The 24,571-nt window shown below is 74.7% G+C and carries 6 protein-coding genes; 4 read left to right on the forward strand and 2 right to left on the reverse strand.

The features are described 5' to 3' along the window. Nucleotides 1-30 precede the first annotated feature (30 nt). The 4 genes from ACWD1Z_RS08755 (at nt 31) to ACWD1Z_RS08770 (ending at nt 5,589) form a co-directional block, all read left to right on the forward strand. Complete coding sequence (locus tag ACWD1Z_RS08755; RefSeq protein WP_451116792.1) at nt 31-807, forward strand: IclR family transcriptional regulator; 777 nt, start codon at nt 31-33, stop codon at nt 805-807. Nucleotides 808-943: 136 nt separating this feature from the next. Beyond that, on the forward strand, nt 944-2,641 hold the full coding sequence (locus ACWD1Z_RS08760; RefSeq protein WP_451116794.1) for an ABC transporter ATP-binding protein: 1,698 nt from the start codon (nt 944-946) through the stop codon (nt 2,639-2,641). Further along, nucleotides 2,638-4,464, forward strand: coding sequence for an ABC transporter ATP-binding protein (locus ACWD1Z_RS08765; RefSeq protein ID WP_451116796.1), 1,827 nt, complete (start codon nt 2,638-2,640; stop codon nt 4,462-4,464). The genes ACWD1Z_RS08760 and ACWD1Z_RS08765 overlap by 4 nt, the downstream gene beginning before the upstream one ends. A 54-nt stretch (nt 4,465-4,518) precedes the next feature. Beyond that, on the forward strand, nt 4,519-5,589 hold the full coding sequence (locus ACWD1Z_RS08770; protein WP_451116798.1) for an iron-siderophore ABC transporter substrate-binding protein: 1,071 nt from the start codon (nt 4,519-4,521) through the stop codon (nt 5,587-5,589). A 54-nt stretch (nt 5,590-5,643) separates the two neighbouring features. On the opposite strand, the gene ACWD1Z_RS08775 is transcribed toward ACWD1Z_RS08770, so the two are convergent. Together ACWD1Z_RS08775 and ACWD1Z_RS08780 are read right to left on the reverse strand one after the other, a co-directional pair. After that, the gene (locus tag ACWD1Z_RS08775; RefSeq protein WP_451116800.1) at nt 5,644-5,853 is read right to left on the reverse strand and encodes an MbtH family protein; all 210 of its coding nucleotides are present in this window, start codon (nt 5,851-5,853) and stop codon (nt 5,644-5,646) included. Nucleotides 5,854-5,874: 21 nt separating this feature from the next. Beyond that, a complete protein-coding gene (locus tag ACWD1Z_RS08780; RefSeq protein ID WP_451116801.1) occupies nt 5,875-24,543 on the reverse strand; it encodes an amino acid adenylation domain-containing protein in 18,669 nt (6,222 codons plus the stop codon). Nucleotides 24,544-24,571 lie beyond the last annotated feature (28 nt).

Raw genomic sequence — 24,571 nt, forward strand, 5'->3', positions numbered from 1 at the left:
GAGCAGAATCCGAAGGGCAGGTCACCGGTCGTGGACAAGCCGCTCAAGAATCCGCCGCCCTACCCCATCGCCAGCGTGGACCACGCGCTGCGGGCGGCGATCGTCCTGCAGATGGAGGGCGGCGCGACCGTGTCGCAGATCGCCGAGCGGCTGGGCGTCGCGAGGTCGACCGCGCATCGGATCCTCGCCATGCTCGTGTACCGGGACTTCGCCGTGCAGGACGAGGACCGCGTCTACCGGGCGGGCCCGGTGCTGGAGCTCGCCGCGCACTCCCAGTCGCTCGTGTCCCGGCTGCGCGCGGCGGCGCTGCCCCATCTGCACCGGGTGGTGGATCTGCTGGAGGAGACCGTGAACCTGATCGTGCGCACCGGGGACACGGCCCGGTTCATCGCCGGCGTGGAGTGCCGGCAGGCGCTGCGGGTCGGCTCCCGGGAGGGCATGGTGTTCCCGGCGCACCGCACGACGGCGGGGCTGCTGCTGCTCGCCGACCTGCCCGAGGCGGAGCTGGAGGAGGTCTACGCCCCCGAGCGGTACCGCGACCGCCCGGCCGACCGGCCCGATCTCGCCCGGCTGCGCACCGAGTTGAGGCGGCTGCGGCGCACCGGCTTCGCCGTCAACCGGGAGCGCTCCGAGCGCGGCCTCGTCGCCGTCGGGGTGCCGGTGCGCGACCGGGACGGCACCGCGCTGGCGGGCCTGTCGGTGTCGATGCCCAGCGTGCGGTACGACCCGCACCGGCTCCAGCCCCTGGTCGCCACCCTCAACGCCACGGCCCACGCCCTGGAGAGGGACCTCGCCGAGCAGGACTGAGCGCCACGGCCACCCGACGTCCGCCCCTCGCACGACGGTGCGTCAAAGGGGTGACACGGCAAGCCAGTTGTAGTTAGCCTTACCTAAGTAAGCGTGCACGGTTTCTGGGCGCTGCGGATCCGGTCCGGAGGAATGCGTGAGGAAAGCGGACCTGCCGGGACGGGACGTCCTGCGGCGTGCGGTGGGCGGTCAGCGCCGGGACGTCGCGCTCGGCGCGGTGCTGGGCATGGGCCACCAGACGGGCGAGGCCCTGGTGCCGCTCGTCATCGGACTCGCCATCGAGCGCGGTGTCGTGGACGGCGACGCCGCCGGACTGCTGCTGTGGCTCTGCGTGTTGGCCGCCGTCTACGTCGGCCTCTCCTTCAGTTTCCGCTTCTCCGCACGGGCCGGTGAACGCGCCTCCGTGACCGCCGCGCACCACTTGAGAGCCGAGCTGGTCGAGCGGGTCCTCGCCCCCGAAGGCGGCGCGGCCGAGGGGCGGTTGCCCGGCGAGCTGGCCAACACCGCCACCGAGGACGCCAAACGGGTCGGCGCCGTCGCCATGGTCCTCATCGTCGGCATCGCCGCCTCCACCGGACTCGTGGTCGGCGCGGTCGTCCTGCTGCGCATGTCCGTACCCCTCGGACTGCTCGTCCTGCTCGGCACCCCGCTGCTGCTGTGGCTCGGCCATCTGCTGAGCAAGCCCCTGGAGCGGCGCAGCGAGACCGAGCAGGAGCGCGCGGCCCGCGCCTCGGGCGTGGCGGCCGACCTGGTGGCCGGACTACGGGTCCTCAAGGGCATCGGCGCCGAACCGGCGGCGGTCGCCCGCTACCGCCGGATCAGCCAGGACTCCCTCACCGCCACCCTGCGCGCGGCCCGGGCCGAGGCCTGGCAGAACGGCGTGGTGACCATGCTCACCGGCGCGTTCCTCGCCCTGGTCGCCCTGGTCGGCGGACGGCTCGCCGCACGCGGTGACATCAGCCTCGGCGAGCTGGTCTCCGCCGTCGCGCTCGCCCTCTTCCTCATCGGCCCGCTCTCCGAGTTCTCCTGGGTCAACGCCGAGCTGGCGCAGGGCCGGGCCTCCGCGGCGCGGATCGCGGAGATCCTCGGCGCGGGTCGTGCCGTCACGGCGAAGGCGTCCGGCGGTGCGCTCGGCCGCGTCGAGGGCCGGCTGCGGCTGCGCGGCCTGTCGTACGGCCCCCTGCTCCAGGTCGACCTGGACATCGCCCCCGGCGAGACGGTCGGCGTCGTCACCACCGACCCCGCCGACGCCGTCGCCCTGCTCCAGCTGCTCGCCCGCCACGCCGATCCCGACGAGGGCGCCGTGGAGCTGGACGGCACGGACCTCACCGCGCTGGGCCTCGCCGAGCTGCGGGCCGCGCTCCTCGTCGCCGAGCACGACGCGGACCTGTTCGAGGGCAGCGTCCTGGACAACGTCACCGCGGCCGCGGGGCCGGACGCCCCCGTCGCCGCCGCGATCACCGCGTCCGGCACCGACGAGGTGGTGGGCACCCTGCCCGACGGCGCCGGCACCGCGGTCACCGCCCGCGGGCGCTCGCTCTCCGGCGGACAGCGGCAGCGGGTGGCACTGGCGCGGGCGCTGGCCGCCGACGCCCCGGTGCTCGTCCTGCACGAGCCCGCGACCGCGGTCGACGCCGTCACCGAGGTCCGGATGGCGGCCGGCCTGAAGGGCTTGCGCGGCGGCCGGACGACCGTGCTGGTGACCAACAGCCCCGCCCTGCTCGCCGTGACCGACCGGGTCGTCCTGCTCGACCGGGGCTCGGTCGTCGCGGCCGACGCCCACGACCGGCTGGTCCACCAGCACGGCGCCTACCGTACGGCGGTCCTCGCATGACCGATTCCCCGACGGCACCCGACTCCGCCACCGCACCCGACTCCCCGACCGCGCCCGGCCCCACGGCCGCCCCCGAGTCCCCGCTGCTGCCCGTCGCGACCCCCGCCCGCACCCGCGCCGCCGTGGCCCGGCTGCTGCGCCCGCAGCGGGCGTTGGCGCTGACCGCGTTCGCCGTCATGGTCGGCTCCACCGCCGTGGGACTGCTCACCCAGCCCCTGCTGGGCCGGATCGTGGACCTCGCCGCCGACCGCGGCTCCGTCGACGCCATCACCACCACGGCCGCCCTGCTGGTCGCCGTCGCCGTGGCCCAGGGCGTCACCGCCGGCTTCGGCCTGTCGCTGATCTCCCGGCTCGGCGAGACCACGCTGGCCCGGCTGCGCGAGATGTTCGTCGAACGGGCCCTCGGCCTGCCGCTGGAGTGCGTGGAGCGGGCCGGCGCCGGTGATCTGACCGCCCGGGTCACCGCGGACGTCTCCCTCGTCGCCGACGCCGTGCGCAACGCCCTGCCGGAACTGGCCCGTTCCCTGCTGACGATCGTCCTGACGCTGGGCGCGATGGCGCTGCTCGACTGGCGGTTCCTGCTGGCCGCGCTGCTGGCGGTGCCCGTCCAGGTGGCCACCGCCCGCTGGTACGTAGCCCGTGCCGTCCCGCTCTACGCCGAGCAGCGGGTGGCCGCCGGCGCCCAGCAGCAGCAGCTCCTCGACACCGTCGCCGGGCACTCCACCGTGCGGGCGTTCCGGCTGGAGCGGGAGCACACCGAGCGGGTCACCGAGCGGTCCCGGTCCGTGGTGGCGCTGACCATGCGCGGGGTCCGCCTGGTCCTCGGCTTCTACAGCCGGCTGCACATCGCCGAGTACATCGGGCTCGCCGCCGTGCTGTTCACCGGGTACTGGCTGGTCCGCCAGGACGCGGCGTCCATCGGCACGGCGACCGCCGCCGCCCTGTACTTCCACAGCCTGTTCACCCCCGTCAACGCCGCCCTCGTCCTCCTCGACGACGCCCAGTCGGCCATGGCCGGCCTGGCCCGCCTCGTCGGCGTCACCGACCAGCCGGGGCCCGCGGAAGGCGCCCGGGCGGGCGGGACGGGCCGGGTCGAGGTCACCGTGCGCGGCCTCACGCACGCCTACCGGCCCGGCCATCCGGTGCTGCACGACGTCGACCTGACGATCCGTCACGGCGAGCGGGTGGCCCTCGTCGGCGCCAGCGGGGCCGGCAAGACGACCCTGGCCAGACTCGTCGCGGGCATCCAGCCGCCCACCTCCGGCACCGTCCTGGTCGACGGCGTGCCGCCCTCCGAGCTGGGCCGGGCCGCCGCCCGCCGCACGGTCGCCCTGATCACCCAGGAGACCCATGTCTTCGCCGGCCCCCTCGCCGATGACCTCCGGCTCGCCAAACCCGATGCCACCGACGGCGAACTGCGCGCCGCACTCGACCGCGTCGACGCCCTGGCCTGGGCCGAGGCGCTGCCCGACGGTCTCGCCACGGTCGTCGGCGACGGCGGCCACCGGCTCACCGGCGACCGGACCCAGGCCCTGGCGCTCGCCCGGCTGATCCTCGCCGACCCGCCGCTGGTGATCCTCGACGAGGCCACCGCGGAAGCGGGCAGCGCCGGGGCGCGGGCGCTGGAGAAGGCCGTCGCCCGCGCCGTGGACGGCCGTACCGCGCTGATCGTGGCCCACCGCCTCAGCCAGGCGGCGACCGCCGACCGGATCGTCGTCATGGACGCCGGACGCGTCGTCGAGACCGGCACCCACGACGAACTGCGCGCCGCCGGCGGACGCTACGCCGCCCTCTGGGCGGCCTGGTCCGACACCCGCTCCTAGACGCACCGCCACCGCACGTCCGGCCCACAGGAAAACCGAACAGAAGGACCACCGATGTTCCGCTCCCGCCAGGCTCCCCGGCTCGCCGCCGCGCTCGCCTCGTCCCTGCTGCTCCTGACCGCCGCCACGGCCTGCGGCGACGACGACCCGGACGCCGACACCCAGGGCTCCGACCCGAAGGCGAGCGCGTCCGGCGACGCCGCCTTCCCGGTCACCGTCGCGCACAAGTACGGCAGTACGACCGTCGAGTCCGAGCCGAAGCGGATCGTCACCGTCGGCCTCACCGACCAGGACTCGGTGCTCGCCCTCGGCACGGTCCCGGTCGGCACCACCGAGTGGCTCGGCGGCTACCAGGGAGCCGTGGGCCCCTGGGCCGAGGACCGGCTCGCCGGGGCCGAGGCGCCGGCGGTCCTCAAGGACACCGGCACCGGACCGCAGGTGGAGAAGATCGCCGCGCTCAAGCCGGACCTGATCCTGGCCGTGTACGGCGGACTCACCAAGGAGCAGTACGAGTCGCTGTCCAAGTTCGCCCCCGTGGTCGCCCAGCCCAAGGAGTACAACGACTACGGCGTGCCGTGGCAGGAGCAGACCGCGACGATCGGCAAGGCGCTCGGCAGGAGCGAGCAGGCCACGGCGGCCGTCGAGAAGACCGAGGACGCGATCGCGGCGGCCGTGCGGGAGCACCCCGAGTTCGCGGGGAAGACGGCCGTGATGGCGACGCCGTACGAGGGCATGTTCGTCTTCGGCAGCCAGGACCCGCGCTCGCATCTGCTGACCGACCTCGGCTTCGAACTGCCCAAGGACCTGGACCAGGCGATCGGTGACCAGTTCGGCGCGAACATCAGCAAGGAGCGCACCGATCTGCTGGACCAGGACGCGATCGTGTGGCAGGTCGGTGACGTCGTCAAGGACGCCGGCAAGCTCCACAAGGACGCCTCGTACAAGGATCTGGACGTGGTGGCCGAGGGACGCGAGGTCTACGTCAACGAGACCAGCGACTATGGCAACGCGCTCTCCATGGGCACGGTCCTGAGCCTGCCGTACGTGGTGGAGCGGCTGGTCCCGCAGCTCGCGGCGGCCGTCGACGGCAAGGCGGACACGAAGGTGGAGCAGCCCGCGTCCTGACACAGATCGAGGGGGCGGCCGCGCGGGGCCGCCCCCTCCTGTGTTCCAGGGTGTTCAGTTGTCCATGGCCTCGGCCAGGCTCCGGGGCCGCATGTCGGTCCAGTGGGTCTCGACGTACTCCAGACATGCCTCTCGCGCCGCGGGGCCGTGCACCACCCGCCAGCCCGCCGGTACGTCGGCGAAGTCCGGCCACAGGCTGTGCTGGTTCTCGTCGTTGACGAGCACCAGGTAGACGCCCTCGGGGTCCTCGAAGGGATTGCTCATGCCGTTCCTCTCTTCAGGGTCCTACGGTCGGCTCTTGCGCTCTGCCCGCACGACGAGCCCTTCCAGCGCGCGGAACCACGTCTCGGCGAGATCCTGGACGGTCTCGCGCGGCAGCAGCCCTTCCAGATAGGACCAGTGGGCGGCCAGCACCGGCCCGTCCGCCCGGTCCTCGGTCACCACGTTGACGGTCAGGGCGTGGCCCTGGCGCATCGCGGACTCGGGCCCGATGTCGGCCGCGTCCTCCTCGGGCGCGTACGACCAGTCCGTCTCCTCCGGGATGCCGAACCGGCCCAGGTAGTTGAACTCCACGCGGGCCGGTTCCCGGGCCGCCAGCACCTCGCGGGTGCGGGGGTTGAGGTGGCGCAGCAGGCCGTAGCCGACGCCGTGCGCGGGCAGCGACGCCAGATGCTCGCGCACCCGGCGCACCGCTTCCTCGGCCGCCGGGCCGCCGGTGAACGCGTCGGCGGGGTCGGCCGGGCCCGGATCGAGCCGTACGGGGAAGACGCTGGTGAACCAGCCGACGGTACGGGAGAGATCGGCGCTGTCCCCGGCCAGTTCCTCCTCGCGGCCGTGGCCCTCCAGGTCGACCAGGACCGAGGTGTCGGTGCCGCCCGTGCGGCGCTGCCGGTCGGCGAAGGCCAGCGCGAGTCCCGCGAGCAGCACGTCGTTGACGCCGGCGCCGAACGCCGCGGGCACGGCGGACAGCAGGGGCCCGGTGCGCTCGGCGGGCAGCCGCAGGACGACCTCCCGCTGGGTGGCGGTGGTGTCGCGGTCCGGGTCGAGGGGGCGGGCGAGCGGGAAGGGCTCGGTGCCGCCGTCCAGGACGGCCGTCCAGAGCGGGAGTTCCGCCTCCCGCGCCGGTTCGAGGGCCCGTTCGGTGAGCAGCCGCGCCCAGCGGGCGAAGGAGGTCTCGACCGGGTCGAGCCGCACCGGCCGCCCGGCAAGGACGTCCTGCCACGCCGCTGCCAGGTCCGGCAGCAGCACCCGCCAGGACACGCCGTCCACCACCAGGTGGTGGGCCATCAGCAGCAGCCGTCCGGGGGCGTCGCCCGCGTCGAACCACACGGCCCGCACCAGCGTGCCCGCGTCCGGATCCAGCGTCGCCCGCGCCGCGTGCGCGCGCTCGCGCACGGCCTCGCCCAGCGCCCGGGCGTCGAGGCCCGCCACGTCCACCCGGTCGATCCAGCCGGCGGCGTCGACCGCGCCGGCCGGCGGGACGTGCAGCGTCCAGTCCTCGGTGGCCGTCCGCGAGGGCCGTACCAGCCGCGCCCGCAGCAGGTCGTGCCGGTCGGCCAGGGCCTGGAGCACGGCGGTCAGGCCGGGCAGGTCCAGGGCCGCGGGGGTGCGGACGAGCGCGGACTGGTGGTACGTCGAGAAGGGGCCGCCCAGTTCGCGCAGCCAGTGCATCACCGGGGTGAGCGGGACGGTGCCGGTGCCGTCGTCCTCCCGGCGCGGCGCGGCCGTTTCGGCGACGGTGCTCAGCGCGGCGACCGTGCGGTGCCGGAAGACCAGCCGCGGAGTGATCCGTACGCCCGCCGACCGGGACCGGCCCACGAGTTGCATGGCCACGATGCTGTCGCCGCCCAGGGCGAAGAAGTCGTCGTCGACGCCGACCTGTTCGAGCCCCAGCACCTCGGCGAAGACCGTGCACAGCGCCTCCTCCACGGGGGTGGTGGGCCCGCGTCCCGAGGAGAGGGCGGAGAAGTCGGGCGCGGGCAGGGCGGCCCGGTCCAGCTTGCCGTTCGCCAGCTGCGGGAACCGGTCCAGGGGGAGAACGGCCGCCGGGACCATGTGGTCGGGCAGCCGGGCGGCGACGTGGCCGCGCAGCCGCGCCGGGTCCGGGACGGCACCCGGGGCCGCCACCACGTAGGCCACCAGCAGCTTGCGTGCGCCCTCCTGACGTACCGTCACCAGTGCCTGTCCGACGGTGGGATGGGCGGTGAGCGCGGATTCGATCTCGGCCGGTTCGACGCGGAAGCCGCGGATCTTGACCTGGTCGTCGGCCCGGCCGAGGTAGTCCAGGCGCCCGTCGGCCGTCCAGCGGGCCAGGTCGCCGGTGCGGTAGAGGCGCGAGCCGGGCGGGCCGAAGGGGTCGGCCACGAACCGTTCGGCCGTCTGCCCGGGTGCGCCCAGATAGCCGCGGGCCAGCCCGCCGCCCGCGAGATACAGCTCGCCCGGGACGCCGGGCGGCACCGGCTGGAGCAGCCCGTCCAGGACATGAGCCCGGGTGCCGGCCACCGGCCGCCCCACCAGGGGGCGTTCGCTGTCGCGGACCCGCGCCACCAGGGCGTCCACCGTGGACTCCGTCGGCCCGTACAGGTTGAACGCCTCGGTGCCGCGCAGTCCGGCCAGCCGCCGCCACTGCGCGGCCGGTACCGCCTCGCCGCCGACGCCGACGACCGCGAGGGGGCTCTCGTCGCCGTCCAGCAGGCCGCTGTCGGCCAGCTGCGCGAAGAGGGACGGGGTGACCTCCAGGAAGTCGAAGCGGTGCGCGCGCACGGCCGCCGCGAGCAGGCCGGGGTCGCGGCGGACCTCGTCGGACACGATGTGGACGCAGTGCCCGTCCAGCAGCCACAGCTGGGGCTGCCAGGAGGCGTCGAAGAAGAACGACCAGGCGTGTCCGGCCCGCAGGTGCCGCCGTCCCGTGGCCTCGACGGCCGGCGCGTACAGCGTCTCTCGGTGGCTGTGGAAGAGGTTGCCGAGAGTCTCGTGGGTGACCACGACTCCCTTGGGGCGGCCGGTGGAGCCGGAGGTGTGGATGACGTAGGCGGGATGACGGGGGCTCAGCGGGACCGTCAGGTCCGCCGGGTCCTGGGCGGCGATCCGGGCGGCCGTGTCGGGGTCGTCCCGGTTCAGGCGCTCGGTGCCCGGGGGCAGGGTGAAGTCGCCGGTGGTGACGGTCACCACCGGACGGGCGTCGTCGAGGACGTCGGCCGTCCGGCCGGCCGGGGCGTCGGGGTCCAGCGGCACGTAGGCCGCGCCCGCCTTGTGCACGGCGAGCACGGCCACCAGGAACCACGCCGTGCGCGGCAGCGCCAGGGCCACGAACCGCTCCGGACCCGCGCCGAGTTCGACGAGGACCCTCGCGAGCCGGTTGGCCTCCGCGTTGAGCTCGGCGAAGGTGAGCTCGATGCCGTCGGAGGCCGCCGCGGGCCGCTCGGGGCACTGCCGCACCCGCTCCTCGAACAGCGCGGGCACCGTCGTCGGCGCGGCGAGAGCGGGCCTGCTGTGCCAACCGCCGTGCAGGCGCCGTCGTTCGTCGTCGTCGAGGAGGTCCACCCGGCCCACGGTGACGTCCGGGTCGGCGGCGACCGCGCGCAGCACGCGGCGCAGCCGGTCCGCGAAGGACTGCGCGGTGGCGTGGTCGAACAGGTCGGCGCTGTACTCCAGCACCCCGTCGACACCGCTGCCGTCGCCGCGCTCCACGAAGTCGAAGGACAGGTCGAACTTGGCCGTCGGCTGCGCCACGTCGTCCCGGCGGGCGCGCAGACCGGGCAGCCCCGCGTCCTCCTCCCCGGCCGCCAGGTAGACCACCATCACCTGGAACAGCGGGTGCCGGGCGAGCGAGCGGGCCGGGTTGAGCACCTCCACCAGCCGCTCGAACGGCACGTCCTGGTGGTCGAAGGCGGCGAGATCGGTCTCCCGCACCCGGGCCAGCAGCTCCCGGAAGGCCGGGTCGCCGGAGGTGTCGGTGCGCAGCACCAGGGTGTTGAGGAAGAACCCGACCAGGTCCTCCAGGGCCGCGTCGGTGCGCCCGGAGATCGGGCTGCCGATCGGGATGTTGTGGCCCGCGCCGAGCCGGGTGAGCAGGGTGGCCACCGCGGCCTGGAGCACCATGAAGACGCTGACGCCCTGGTCGCGGGCCAACCGCCGCAGGTCCGCCGTCAGTTCGGCGTCGAGGGAGAGATCGGCCGCGCCTCCCCGGTAGCTGGCCTCCAGTGGCCGGGGCCGGTCGACGGGCAGCGCCAGCTCCTCGGGCAGCCCGGCCAACGCCCGCCGCCAGTAGGCGGTCTGCCCCTCGCCGACCTGCGCCAGCAGCCGCTCCTGCCACAGCGTGTAGTCGGCGTACTGGACCGGCAGCGGCGCCCACTGCGGCGTCCGCCCTTCGGTCCGGGCCGCGTAGGCGAGGGCGAGGTCCCGGTTCAGGGGTGCCTGCGACCACTCGTCCCCGGCGATGTGGTGCAGCAGGAGCAGCAGGGTCCACCGGTCCTCACCGGTCCGGAACACGTGGACGCGCAAGGGCGGTTCGCGGTCCAGTGCGAAGCCGTACGCCCCGGCCCGCGCCAGCCGCTCGGCGAGGTGCTCCTCGTCGGTGTCCGCCACCTCGAAGGGAATACGGACCTCGTCCGGCGCCAGCACCCGCTGGAACGCCCGGCCCTCCTCGTCGGGGAAGACCGTGCGCAGCGTCTCGTGGCGTACCGCCAGGTCGTGCACCGCGGCCCGCAGCGCCTCGACGTCCAGCGGCCCGGTCAGCCGCCAGGCGCCGGGGATGTTGTACGTCGCGCTCGGGCCCTCCACCTGGTAGAGCACCCACAGCCGGCGCTGGGCCGAGGACAGCGGAAGCCGTTCAGGACGCGGACGCGGTCCGAGCGCCGGGCGGGCGACGGCCGGGGCCGTGCCGTCCGCCGCGAGCCGCCCGGCGAGCCGGGTCACCGTGCGGGCGTCGAACACCGTGCGCAGGGACACCTCGACGCCGAGCACCGCCCGGATCCGCGCCGCCAGCCGCATGGCCAGCAGCGAGTGGCCGCCCAGGGCGAAGAAGTCGTCGTCGACGCCGACCCCGGGCAGCCCGAGGGCGTCGGCGAACAGGCCGCACAGGATCTCCTCGCGGGGGGTGCGCGGCCGGGCGCCGGCGGTGCTCTGCGCGGCGAAGTCGGGCGCGGGCAGGGCTCGGCGGTCCAGCTTGCCGTTGGGGGTGAGGGGCAGCGCGTCCAGGGGGAGGAAGGCGGCCGGGACCATGTGCTCGGGCAGGACGGCGGCGCTGTGGCGGCGCAGCTCGGCCGGGTCGGCGGTGTGTCCCGCGGCCGGTACGAGGTAGGCTACGAGCCGCTGGTCGTGCGCGATCACGACGGCGTGCCCGACCGACGGGTGCCGGGTGAGGGCCGCCGCCACCTCCCCGGGCTCGATGCGCATGCCGCGGATCTTGACCTGGTCGTCGGTCCGGCCGAGGAAGTCGAGCGTGCCGTCGGGCAGCCACCGGGCCAGGTCGCCCGTGCGGTACATGCGGGCGCCGGGCCCGCCGTACGGGTCCGCGACGAACCGCTCGGCGGTGAGGCCGGGGCGGTGCAGATAGCCGCGGGCGAGCTGGACGCCCGCCAGGTACAGCTCCCCGGCGACACCGGGCGGCACCGGGCGCAGGCCGGTATCCAGGACGTAGGCGCGGGTGTTCCACACCGGGCGGCCGATCACCACCTGCCGGGTGTCGGCGGGCAATTCGGTCGCCGTGACGTCGACGGACGCCTCCGTGGGCCCGTACAGGTTGTGCAGCCGGGCCGGGAGGACCCGGTGGAAGCGCTCCGTGACCGCGAGGGGCAGGGCCTCGCCGCTGCACATCACCTGGCGCAGCGTCGTGCAGCGGGCCGCGGCGGGCTCCTCCAGGAACAGCTGGAGCATGGAGGGCACGAAGTGCGCGGTCGTGACGGCCTGTTCCTGGATCAGCGCGGCCAGGCGGGCCGGGTCCCGGTGGGCCTCCGGCGGGGCGACCACCAGGGTGGCTCCGGTGATCAGCGGCCAGAAGAACTCCCACACCGACACGTCGAACCCGGCGGGGGTCTTCTGCAGCACCCGGTCCCCGGCGGTGAGCCGGTAGGTGTCCTGCATCCACAGCAGGCGGTTGGCGATGCCCGCGTGCGGGACGACCACGCCCTTCGGGCGGCCCGTCGAACCGGAGGTGTACAGGACGTAGGCCGGGCTCAACGGGTTGTGGTCGAGCGGGAGTTCACCCTCGGGGCCGTCCGGCAGCGCGTCCCGGATCACGCAGGCGGGCCGGGCGTCGTCCAGCAGGAACGCCAGCCGCTCCGCCGGGTGATCGGCGTCCAGCGGGAGGTACGCCCCGCCGGCCCGGTGCACCGCGAGCAGGGCCACCACCAGGTCGGCCGACCGGGGCAGCGCCACGCCCACCGTGGACTCCGGGCCCACGCCCATCCCGGCCAGGACCCGTGCCGTGTGCTCGACCCGGGCGTCCAACTCGGCGTAGGTCAGCCGCTGTTCCCCGAAGACGAGGGCCAGGGCGTCCGGGGTGCGGGCCGCCTGGGCGCGGAACAGGTCCGGCAGGGTCGTCGCGCCGACCTCGTGCGCGGTGTCGTTCCACCCCTCGATCAGCAGCCGGCGTTCGCCGGCGTCCAGCAGCTCCAGGTCGCGCACCGGCCGGTCGGGGTCGCCGGCCACCTGCTCCAGCAGCCGGACCAGCTGTCGGGTGATCCGCCGTGCGGTCGTCTCGTCGCACAGGTCGAGCGCGTGCTCCAGGAGCAGCGTCAGACGGCCGGGCCCGGTCTCGTCCACGAAGGTGAAGTGGAGGTCGAACTTGGCCGTGCCGGTGTCCATGTCGAACCACTCGGTCAGCAGGCCGAGCACGTCGGGGTCGCCGTCGGGCCGGTAGTGGTAGCCGAGCATGACCTGGAAGAGCGGGTTGCGGCCGGTCGCCCGGGGCGGGTTGACGGCCTCCACGACCTGGTCGAAGGGCAGGTCCTGGTGCTCGAACGCCGCCAGGGCGGACTCCCTGACCCGGGCGAGCAGGGCACGGAAGGTGAGGTCCGGGCCGGACAGGTCGGTGCGCAGGACGAGGGTGTTGACGAAGAAGCCGACCAGGTCGTTCAGGGCCTCGTCGGCGCGGCCCGCGACGGGGGCGCCCAGCGGGATGTCCTCGCCGGCGCCGAGCCGGTGCAGCAGGGCGGCGGTGGCGGCCTGGAACAGCATGAACATGCTGGTGCCGGTGGACCGGGACAGCTCACGCAGGGCTCGGCCGGTGCCGGGGTCCAGTTCCAGGCGGACCCGGCCGCCCCGTCCGGTGGGCTCGGCCGGGCGGGGCCGGTCCAGGGGCAGGGTCAGTTCCTCGGGGAGGTCGCGCAAGGTCTCGGTCCAGTGCGCGAGTTGTCCGGCGCCGACCTGTTGGAGCAGCGTGTCCTGCCACAGGGTGTAGTCGGCGTACTGGACCGGCAGGGGGGCCAGGTCGGGGGCGCGTCCTGCGCGGCGGGCCAGGTAGGCGGTGGTGAGGTCGCCGAGGAAGGGCCGGTCGGACCACTCGTCGGTGGTGATGTGGTGCAGCATCAGTGCCACCACGTGGTCGTCCTGGCCCAGTCGCATCACCTCGGCCCGCAGCGGGAGTTCGGTTCCCAGGTCGAAGGGGCGGCGCTGGGCGGCCTCGACGCGGGCGGCCAGTTCGTCCTCGGCGCAGTCGGTGACGCGGAACTCGGGCTCGGCCGTACCGGGCGCCGCTATCCACTGGTACGGCTCGCCGGCCTCCTCCAGGAAGCGGGTGCGCAGGGCCTCATGACGGTCCGTGACATCACGCAGCGCGACGCGGAGTGCGCCGAGGTCGAGTCGGCCGCGGAGCCGGAAGACGAGCGGGAAGTTGTAGGCGACCGAGCCTCCGGCGATCCGCTCGACCAGCCACAGCCGCCGCTGGGCCGCCGACAGCGGGATCCGCGCGGGCCGTTCGGCGGCGGGCGCCGGCACGGGCCGGGAGGGGCGTCCGGCCTCCGCGCGCAGCGCCAGGGCCTCCGGTGTCGGCGCCTCGAACAGGTCGCGGATCGCCAGCTCCGCCCCCAGTTCGGTCCGTGCCCGGCTGATCAGCCGGGTCGCGAGCAGCGAATGACCGCCCAGGTCGAAGAAGTCGTCCTCCGCGCCGGTGCGGGGCAGCCCCAGCACCTCGGCGAAGAGCCGGCACAGCACCTCCTCCACCGGGGTGCGCGGGCCGCGCCCCTGGGACAGGGCCACCGCGGGCTCCGCGTCCGGCAGGGCGCGGACGTCGAGCTTGCCGTTGTCGTTCATCGGCAGCCGGGGCAGCACCACGAAGGCGGCCGGGACCATGTAGCCGGGCAGCCGCCGCCCCAGGTCGTCCCGCAGCCGCCGGATCAGCGCGCCCTGCCCCCGGGTGGCGGTGGGCGTGTTGGCGTACACCTCGGCTCCGCGCGGACGGTACAGGCCCAGGGTGCGGCCGGTGAGGGCGGCGGGCAGGAACACCGCGTCGAAGAAGCCCGGCTCGTCGGACCAGGTGGTCAGCACGCGACGGCCGCGGGACTCCCCCAGCCGCCGCAGGTCCTCCGGCTCCACGCCGGGGTCCGGCGGCGGGGCCGAGTCCATCGCGCGCATCGCGGCCAGATCGGCCGCCGTACGCGCGTCGGGGATCCCGCGGACCCGGAACGGGCCGGGTGCGTCCAGGTGCCCGGGCAGGTCGCCCCGGTCCACCTCCGGGATCTCGTCCAGGCGGACGGCGTGCGTCGTGTCGGCGTACAGCACCACGTCGTAGCGGTAGCGCGTCAGCTCGTTGTGGTGCCGCCCGGCCTTCGTGCGCAGTTCGACGCCGACGCCGAGGGTGGTGAACCAGTCGGGGTCGACGAGGAGTTCCTTCTCCAGGGCCAGGCCCCGGTCCACGGCCCGGCGCAGGTCGTCGGCGCCCCGGGCGACCTGGATGCCGGTCTGGAGGACCCGCGCCTGGCGCAGGTCCCGTACGTCGCCGAGGAACAGCGCGCCGCCCGGGGCGAGCAGGTCCAGCGCGCCGCGGATCACCTTGCGCAGGTGGTCCAGGCTCGGGAAGTACTGGACGACGGAGTTGATGACGACCGTGTCGAAGAAGCCGGTGGGCAGACCGTCCGTCACCTCGGCGGCCTGACAGCGCAGTTCGACCTTGCGGGCCAGCTCCGGGTCCGCCTTCAGGTCCTCGCCGAGCTTGCGGATCACGGGGGCCGCGAAGTCGGTCGCCCAGTACGCCTCCGCGTCCGGAGCGAGCCGGGACAGCAGCAGCCCGGAGCCGACGCCGATCTCCAGAACGCGCCGGGGCCGCAGCTCCCGGATCCGCCCGACCGTCGCCTCGCGCCACTCCCGCATCTGCTCCACGGGGATGGGGCTGCCGTCGTAGGAGCTGTCCCAGCCCGCGAAGTCCTCGGTGAACAGGGCCGTGCCGATCTCGGTGTACTCGGCGGAGTAGATCTCCCGCCACTCCCCGATCTGCTCCCGCTCGGCCGCCCGCCGGGCCCCGGCGTCGGGTTCGGCGGGGACGACGTAGCCGACGAGCCGCTGGGTGCCGGGCGCGGAGGTGTCGTCGCGGGCGAGCACGGCGGCCTGGGAGACCTCGGGGTGCTGGGCGAGCGCGGTCTCGATCTCGCCCAGCTCCACCCGGTGGCCGCGGATCTTGACCTGGTCGTCGGTGCGGCCGAGGAAGTCGAGGTTGCCGTCCGGGCGGCGCCGTACCAGGTCGCCGGTGCGGTACATGCGCTCGCCGGGCCGCCCGTAGGGGTCGGCGAGGAAGCGCTCCGCGGTCGGTCCCGGCCGGTCGAGGTAGCCGCGGGCCAGGCCCACGCCCGCGATGTACAGCTCGCCCGCCACACCGTCCGGCACCGGCCGCAGCCAGGTGTCGAGGACGCGGGCGCGGGTGGCGCGGATCGGGCGGCCCACGGTCGGGGTCGCGCTGTCGCCGGTGCCGCCGCCGAGGGTGTTGATCGTGTACTCGGTGGGCCCGTACAGGTTGTAGCCGTAGGTGCCCTCGGTGTCCCGCAGCGTGTTCCACACGGTCTCGGTGACCGCCTCGCCGCCCAGCAGCACCAGCGGCGGGCGGTGTCCCTCCAACAGGCCCTCCTCGATGAGGAGATGGGCGTACGTGGGGGTCACGTTGACCACGTCGACGCGGTGCTCCTCGCAGTACGCCACCAGCGCGGTGGCGTCCCGGCGCAGCTCCTCGTCGCAGATGTGCACCTCATGCCCCTCGACGAGCCACAGCAGCTCCTCCCAGGACATGTCGAAGGCGAAGGAGACGGTGTGCGCGATGCGCAGCCGCCGGCCGCCGGCCGCGGCGATCGCCGGGGCGAAGATCTCCTTCTGGTGGTTGAGCTGCATGTTCGTCAGGCCGACGTACGGCGTGACGACCCCCTTCGGGCGGCCGGTCGAGCCGGAGGTGTAGATGACGTAGGCGGGATGGTCCAGGCTGAACCTCCGCAGCACGGGGTCGGTGGAGTGGCCGCCGAGCGCCGCGGGGTCGTCGAGCAGGACGCGCGGGGTGTCGTCCGTCAGCGTCCGGGAGACCGCCTCGGTCGTCAGCAGCAGCAGCGGCCGGGCGTCGGCCAGCATCAGCGAGAGCCGCTCGGCCGGGTGGTCCAGCTCCAGCGGCAGATAGGCGGCGCCGGTGCGCAGGACGGCGAACAGCGCCACCACGGTGTCGATCGAGCGCGGCAGCCCGAGCGCGACGACCTGCTCGGGTCCGGCGCCCCGGGCGATGAGCATCCGGGCCATGCGGTTGCAGCGGGCGTCGAGTTCCGCGTAGGTGACGGCTTGCTCGCCGAAGACGAGTGCGGTGGCGTCCGGGGTGCGGGCGGCCTGGGCGGCGAGCAGGTCCGCCACGGTCTCGTGCGGCACGGGCTGCCGCTGCTCGGCCTCCTCGCGGGCCAGCGCGGCGGCCTCGGCGGGCAGCAGCGCGGACAGCGAACCGACGGCGGCGGACGGGTCGGCCACCAGTCGTCCGGCCAGCAGTACGAACCGGTCCAGCAGAGCGCGCGCGTACGCGTCGTCCAGCAGGTCCGGGCGGTAGGCGAGGGTGACGCGGATCCGCTCGCCGGGGGTGACGACGAGGTTGGCCGGGTAGTGGGTGGCGTCCACGTTGGCGACCGCCGTCGCCCCGTGCCGCTCGCGCAGCTCGGCGAGCCGCTCGTCGGTGTCGGCGTTGCGCAGCACGAACAGCGTGTCGAACAGGCGGCGGTGTCCGGTCTCCGCCTGGAGGACGCCGAGGCCCAGGTGTTCGTACGGCATGACCGCCAGCCGCTCGCCCTGGACGCGGCGCAGCAGGTCGAGCACGGACTCCCGGGGGTCGAAGGCGATGCGGGCGGGGACGGTGTTGAGGAACATGCCGATGACGTTCTCGACGTCCGGCACCTCGCTGGGCCGCCCGGCGACCGTCGTACCGAACACGATGTCGCCGCGGCCGGACACGCTCGCGAGGACCAGCCCCCAGGCCGCGTTGAGCACCGTGTTGAGGGTGAGGCCGTGGCGGCGGGCGGTGTCGCGCAGCCGCTCGGCGGTCTCCGCGTCGAGGACGGCGTCCAGGTGCTGCGGGATCACCGGTTCCGGGCCCCGGTCACCGACGGCCGGGACCAGCAGGGTGGGTTCCTCGAAACCGGCCAGGGCGGCCCGCCAGGCACGGGTCGCCTCGGCGGCGTCCTGCCGCTCCAGCCAGGTCAGGTAGTCGCGGTAGGAACCGGGGCGGGCGAGCCCGGCCGGGTCGCCGCCGCTCTCGTACAGGGCGAACAGCTGGTCCAGGAAGAGCCAGGCCGACCAGCCGTCCCACAGGATCAGATGGCGTCCGACGACGAGCCGGTCACCGCGCCCGTCGCCGAGCCGCACCAGCAGCAGCCGGAAGAGCAGCGGACGGGTCAGGTCGAAGCGGCGGGACCGCTCCTCGTCCATCAACTCCCGCAGGCGCCGGTCCTGTTCGGCCGGTGGCAGACCCGCGAGGTCCACTTCGGTCAGCGGGATCCGCGCGTCCCGCACGATGAACTGCACCGGCCGGCGCAGCCCTTCACTGGTGAACCCGGCGCGCAGCGAGGGGTTGCGGGCCAGCAGGGTGCGGGTCGCGGCGCGCAGCCGCTCGGCGTCGACGCGTGCGGCGAAGTCGAAGGACTCGTGGACGGTGTAGACGTCCAACGGGCTGTCGTCGTAGGTGGAGTGGAAGAACAGGCCCTCCTGGAGCGGGGCGAGCGGCCAGACGTCCTCGATCGGGCCGGGGGCCAGCCGTTCGACGCGGGCGCGTTCCTCCTCGGTGAGGCGGAACGCCGTCGCCGCCGTTGCCGTGGAGGGTGCGGCCACCGTCGCGGCGGCGGCGAGCGCGGCCGGGGTGCGGTGCTCGAAGACCTCGCGCGGGCCGAGGACCAGTCCGGCCCGGCGGGCCCGGCTGGCGACGGCGATCGAGCTGATGCTGTCGCCGCCGAGCAGGAAGAAGTCGTCGTCGGCACCGACGTCCGGCAGCTTCAGCACGGCGCCGAAGATCTCCGTGAGCAGCTGCTCCCGAGGGCTGCGCGGGGCGCGCGGCGCGGCGCGTTCGGCCTGCGGGGCGGGCAGCGCGGTGCGGTCGAGCTTGCCGCTGGGGGTCAGCGGCAGGTCGGCGAGGACGACACAGGAGGCGGGCACCAGGGCGGCGGGCAGCGAAGCCGCCAGGGCCTCGCGCACTCGGGCCGGGTCGGGGGAGGCGTCCGCGGACGGTACGACGTACGCCACGAGCGCGTTGTCGCGTACCGTGACCGCGGCCCGGGCCACGGCGGGCAGCCGGGTCAGAACGGCCTCGATCTCGCCGGGCTCGATGCGGTTGCCGCGGAGTTTGACCTGCCGGTCGGTGCGGCCCAGGTACTCGATCACCCCGTCGGGGCGGCGCCTGACCAGGTCGCCGGTGCGGTACATGCGGCTGCCGGGCGGCCCGTACGGATCGGCGGTGAACCGTTCGGCGGTCAGGCCCGGGCGGGCGTGGTAGCCGCGGGCCAGTTGCACACCGGTGAGGTACAGCTCGCCCGGGGCGCCCTCGGGGACCGGCCGCAGACAGGTGTCCAGCACCCGCAGGCCGGTGTTCCACACCGGGCGGCCGATGGGCACGGAGGGGCCCTCGTCGGTGCCGTCGCAGGGGTGGTGGGTGACGTCGACGGCGGCCTCGGTGGGACCGTACAGGTTGTGCAGCGGTACGCCGGTCAGCTCCCGCCAGCGCCGGGCGGCGCCGGTGGGCAGCGCCTCGCCGCTGCTCAGGACGCGGCGCAGGGAGGCCGCCCAGCCGGGGTCGGCGGTGACCTCGTCGGACTGGAGGAAGGCTGCCAGCATGGACGGCACGAAGTGCAGGGTGGTGACGGCCTGTTCGCGGACCAGCGCGGCCAGGTAGGCGGGGTCGCGGTGGCCGTCGGGGCGGGCGAGGACCACGGCCGCGCCTTCGAGGAGCGGCCAGAAGAACTCCCACACCGAGACGTCGAAGCTGGAGGGCGTCTTCTGCAGGACCCGGTCGCCGGCGGTCAGGCCGTACTCGCCCTGCATCCAGGCGAGCCGGTTGACGATCGCGCGGTGGCTGACGAGCACGCCCTTGGGCAGGCCGGTGGAGCCGGAGGTGTAGATCAGATAGGCGGGGTCGTCGGGGTGCGCGGCCACCGGTTCGGCGGACGACTCGGCGCACGCTTCCGCCTCGTCGTCGAGCAGCAGCACCGTCGTGCCCGGCGTGTGCGGCAGCCGGTCGGCGGTCGCGCCGAGCGTGATCACCGTCGTGGCGCCCGAGTCGGTGAGCATGTGGGCGACGCGGTCCGCCGGGTAGTCGAGGTCGACCGGGAGATAGGCGGCGCCCGACTTCAGCACGCCGAGCAGGGCCACCATCAGCTCGGCCGACCGGGGCACGGCCACCGCGACGAAGGCGCCCGGTCCCGCACCGCGGACCCGCAAGCGGGCGGCCAACGCCTCGGCTCGGGTGTCGAGTTCGGCGTACGTCAGCCGCTCCTCCGCGAAGACGACCGCCGTGGCGTCCGGGGTACGGGCCACCTGCGCCGCGAACGCCTCGGCCAGGGTGGTCTCCGGGACGGCGCGCTCCTCGCCGGCCGGATGGGCGCGCAGGGCCTCGTCCGGGGAGAGCAGGTCCACGGAGGCCGCCGGGCGGGCCGGATCGGCGGCCAGGGCGTCCAGCACGCGTGCCAGGCGGTCGCCGAGCAGCCGTACGGCATCGCCGTCCAGGCGCTCGGCGTGGTGCTTGAGCCGCAGGTCGAGCCGCTCCCCCGGCTTGACGACGAGGGCGAGCGGATAGTGCACGGCGTCGTGGAAGGCGTCCCCGGTGACGCGGACGCTGCCGGTGGCGTCCCGCAGGTCGGTTTCCGCGGGGTAGTTCTCGAACACCACGAGGGTGTCGAAGAGTTCGCCCTCTCCGGCGTGCCCGGCGAGCCGCTGGATCTCCGCGAGGCCGAGGTGCTGGTGGTCCAGCAGCCGCGCCTGCTCCTCCTGGAGGCGGGTCAGCAGGTCCCCGAGCGTTTCCCCGGGGGTCCAGCGCAGCCGGGTGGGCAGGGTGTTGATGAACAGGCCCACCATGGAGGCGATGCCGTCGACCTCGCTGTCGCGGCCGGAGACCGTGGTGCCGAACACCACGTCGTGGCGGCCGGTGAGGCGGCCGAGCAGCAGTCCCCAGGCGACCTGGACGACGGTGCCGAGGGTGACGCCGTGCTCGCGGGCGCGCTCCACGAGCCGCGCGGTGGTCCGCTCGGGCAGCTCCACCCGGACGTGCCCGGGGCGCACCGGGGCCGCGGTGGCCGGGGAGTCGACGAGGCGGGTGGGTTCGTCGACCCCGGCGAGCGCCGTGCGCCATGCCTCGCGGGCCGCGTCCCGGTCCTGACCGGCGAGACGGCGCAGGAAGGTGCGGTAGGGGGTGACGTCGGGGAGCGGCGGGGTGTCGGTGCCGTAGCAGGCCATCAGTTCGCGGTGCAGGACGGGCAGGGACCAGCCGTCGGCGACGATGTGATGGAAGGTCAGGACGAGTCGGCTGCGCTGTCCGCCGAAGCGGATGAGGGCGCAGCGCAGCAGGGGCGGTCGGGCCAGGTCGAAGCCCGCGGCCCGTTCGTCCGCCGCCACCGCCTCGGCCAGGGCGGCCCGGTCCTCACCATGGTGCGCCGACAGGTCGGCCTCCCGCCAGGGCAGTTCGGCGTGCCGGGTGATGATCTGCACGGGGGTGCCGTCGGGGCCCTGGCGGAAGGCGGCCCGCAGGGGTGCGTGCCGGTCCAGCAGGCGCTGGGCGGCGCGGCGCAGAGTGGGGCCGTCGACCGGCCCGGCCAGGTCGACCACCTGCTGGACGACGTAGATGTCGTCGTGGATGTCGTCCTGGGCGGCGCTGGTCAGGGAGTGGAAGAAGAAGCCCTGCTGGAGGGGCGTGAGGGGAAGCGTCTCCTGGATGTCCAGCGGGTCCGTGCCCTGGAGTTCGGCCAGGTCGCCGGGGCCGAACTCCAGCAGCGGCGCCTGCTCGGCGTGCTCCTCGACGCGCTCGACGGCCGCCTGGGCGAGGGCCTCTGCCGTGCGGTGCCGGAAGACGTCACGGGTGGTCAACCGCAGCCCCGACTCCCGTGCCCTGATGAGGAGTTGGATGGCGGTGATGCTGTCCCCGCCGAGGGTGAGGAAGTCGTCCTCGGCCGTGACCGAGTCCAGCCCGAGCACCTCGGCGAACAGGGCGCACAGCAGCTTCTCGCGCGGGGTGCTCGGTGCGCGGCCCGCGCTCAGCGCCCCGTAGTCGGGGGCGGGCAGCGCCCGGGCGTCGATCTTGCCGCTCGGGGTGACGGGCAGCGTGTGCAGCGGCACCAGGGCGGAGGGGACCATGTAGTCGGGCAGCCATTCGGCGGCGTGCGCGCGCAGCGTTCTCATCAGCGCGGTCACATCGCGGAAGGGGGCGGGGCGGTTGGCGTGCGGGTAGGCGCCGGCCGTCCGGTACAGGCCGGGGCGCGGGTCGGTGAGGGCGAGGACCGCGTCGAAGGCGCCGTCGTCGGCGGTGCCGTTCCAGGTGAGCGCCGCTTCGTAGCCGTGCCGGGCGGCCAGGGCGTGGATGTCCTCCGGGTCGGCGCCGGCGTCCGTCCGGCCGCTGCTTCCCTCCAGCTGCCACAGGTCCGTGAGGTCGTCGGCGAGGCGGGCGTTGGGGATGCCGGTGAGCCGGAGCCGTGCGGGGCGCTGCTCGGTGAGGAGTGCGTCCAGCCGGCCGGCCTCCGCCCACGGGATCTCGTGTTCGTCGGGGGCGGCGGTCCGCGGTCCGGGGCGCAGGACGACGTCGTACCGGTACCGGTTCAGCTCATTGTGGTGGGTGCCCCGTTTGAGCCGGATCTCGGCGTCGAAGCCGTCGAGGGCGGCGAAGTAGTCCGGGTCCAGCAGCAGTTCGCCCTCCCAGCGCACCGACTGCTCCACGGCGGCGCGCAGGGCGCTCTTGTCGTCGGTCGCGGCGCGCCGGGTCTCCACGGCCGCGCGCAGGGTGCGCAGCAGCCGCAGATTGCGTACGTCGCCGACGAAGATCCGTCCGCCGGGGGCGAGGAGCCCGGCCGCCGCGCGCAGGACGTCGCTGAGGTAGTCGGCGCTCGGGAAGTACTGGGCGACGGAGTTGAGGACGACGGTGTCGAAGTGGTGCGCGGGCAGCCCGGTCGTGTCGTGGGCGGGCTGGGCGCGCAGTTCGACGCCGGGGAGGTCCACCTGGGCGCGCAGGGCGCCGATCGCCTCGTCGGAGAGGTCGGTGCCCCAGTACTCCTCGCAGTGAGGGGCGAGCCGGGAGAGGATCAGTCCGCTGCCGACGCCGATCTCCAGGACCCGGCGGCCCGGGCCGAGTTCGCGCAGGCGCTCGACGGTCGCCTCCCGCCACTCCCGCATCTCCTCGACGGGCAGCGGGAGTCCGTCGTACATGCTGTTCCAGCCCGCGAAGTTCTCCTGGGAGCCCTCCGGTCCGGCCGCGCTGTAGAGGAGTTCGTGGACCTGCTTCCACTCCTCGACGTGCGTGCCCGGGCCGTCGAGGCCGGGCACGACGTACGCGACGAGGCGGCGGTCGCCGGGGCGGTCCTCGCGGGCGACGACGGTGACCTGGTCGACGGCCGGGTGGCCGCGCAGCACGGACTCGATCTCGCCCGGTTCGATGCGGAAGCCGCGGATCTTGAGCTGTGCGTCGGCGCGGCCGAGGAACTCCAGCCGTCCGTCGGCCTTCCAGCGCACGAGGTCGCCGGTGCGGTAGAGCCGCTCGCCGGGTGCGCCGTAGGGGTCGGCGACGAACCGTTCGGCGGTCAGGTCGGGCCGGCCGAGATAGCCGCGCGCGAGGCCGGCGCCGCCCAGGTACAGCTCGCCGGTGAAACCGGCCGGGACGGGGCGGAGGCAGGCGTCCAGGACGTAGGCCCGGGTGCCGGGGTCGGGCACGCCGATGGGGACGATCGAACCGGCGGGGATGTCCGGATCGCACAAGCCGAGCGTGGAGTTGGTGGTGGCCTCGGTCGGGCCGTAGGCGTTGAACATCATCCGCCCGCGCGCGTAGCGGCCCACGAGTTCCGGGGAGACGCGCTCGGTGCCCGCCAGCAGGGTCGCGGTGGGCGGCAGGCGGACGTCGTCCGGCATGGCCGCGAGCAGCGCGGGCGGCAGGATCATGAAGGTGATGCCGTGCGCGTGGGCGTAGTCGGCGAGGGGGGCGCCCGGCACCCGGCGCTCGGCCGGGACGACGACCAGCCGGCCGCCGGAGAGCAGGCCGAGGCACAGGTCCCAGAAGGCGACGTCGAAGCTCGGCGAGGCGAACTGGAGCACCCTGCTGTGCGGCCCGATGCCGAACCGTTCCGTCTGGGTGGCGACCAGGCCCGCCACGCCGCTGTGGGCGAGGACGACGCCCTTGGGGCGCCCGGTCGAGCCGGAGGTGTAGATGACGTAGGCGGCGCTGTCGACGGTGATCGGCGCGCCGGGGTCGTGGGCCGGGTGCCGGGCGAGTTCGGCGGCCGTGCCGGGCGCGTCGAGCAGCAGCAGGGCCATGCCGTCCCGCTCGGGCAGGTCTCCCGCGGTCTCCTCGGTGGTGACCATGCACACGGGCCCGGCGTCGCCGAGCATGTAGGCGATGCGGTCCGCCGGGTAGTCGTGGTCGATCGGCAGATAGGCGGCGCCGGACTTCAGGACGGCGACCTCGGCGACGATCAGGTCCAGGGAGCGCGGCAGGGCCAGGGCGACGATGCGCTCGGGACCGGCTCCGCGCGCGAGCAGGGCGTGCGCGAGCCGGTTGGCCCGCTGGTCCAGTTCGGCGTAGGTCAGTTCCTGGTCCTCGAAGACCAGGGCGACGGCGTCGGGGCGGGCGCGGACCTGCTCGGCGAACATCGCGGGCCAGGTGGCGGCGGGCACGGTGTGCTCGGTGGCGTTCCAGTCGAGGACGACCTGCCGGTACTCCTGCGGCCCCATCAGCGTGAGCCGGTCGACGGGGGCGTCCGGGCGGGCGAGCGCGTCGGTCAGCAGGGTCCGGTAGTGGCCGAGCAGCCGGTCGACGGTCGCGGCCTCGAAGAGACGGGGGTCGTACGTCGCCCGCGCCTCGCCCTCGCGCACCTCCAGCAACAGGTCGAGGGGGGCGGGCAGTTCGCCGGCGGGGCGGGTGGTCGTGGCGAACGCGGTGTTGAAGAACAGGCCGCCGCCGCGGGTGCGCCGGGGGCGCAGTTCGTCGCTGAGCATGTCGAAGGGCAGCCGGTGGGTCTCGGCCTCCTGCCATGCCTGCGCCACGCGGTGCCGCAGCCCCTGGAAGGTCGGCTCGTGGTCGGCGGACACGCGTAACGGGAGGCCGTCGTGGCCGACGGTGACGTCCATCGCGCCGCTGTAGCGGTGCAGCAGGGCGACGAAGGCGGTGAGCAGGTCGGTGTCCGCGGCGTCCGGGACGCCGGACAGGGTGCGGGTCGCCCGGCCGGGGTCCGGCTCGGGCGGGTGGGGCCGGTCGGCGGGCAGTGAGATCTCCAGCGGCAGCGGGGTCAGCAACCGCTGCCAGTAGGCCAGGACTTCCTCGGAACCGCACACGGCAGCGCGCCCTCCCAGGCAGGTCGTT

It is taken from the genome of Streptomyces sp. NPDC002784, assembly GCF_053592135.1.

Bases quoted from the DNA above. Each gene is read 5' to 3' on its own strand.
- ACWD1Z_RS08765 (WP_451116796.1), top strand. From the start codon at position 2,638: ATGACCGATTCCCCGACGGCACCCGACTCCGCCACCGCACCCGACTCC.
- ACWD1Z_RS08770 (WP_451116798.1), top strand. From the start codon at position 4,519: ATGTTCCGCTCCCGCCAGGCTCCCCGGCTCGCCGCCGCGCTCGCCTCG.
- ACWD1Z_RS08775 (WP_451116800.1), bottom strand. From the start codon at position 5,853: ATGAGCAATCCCTTCGAGGACCCCGAGGGCGTCTACCTGGTGCTCGTC.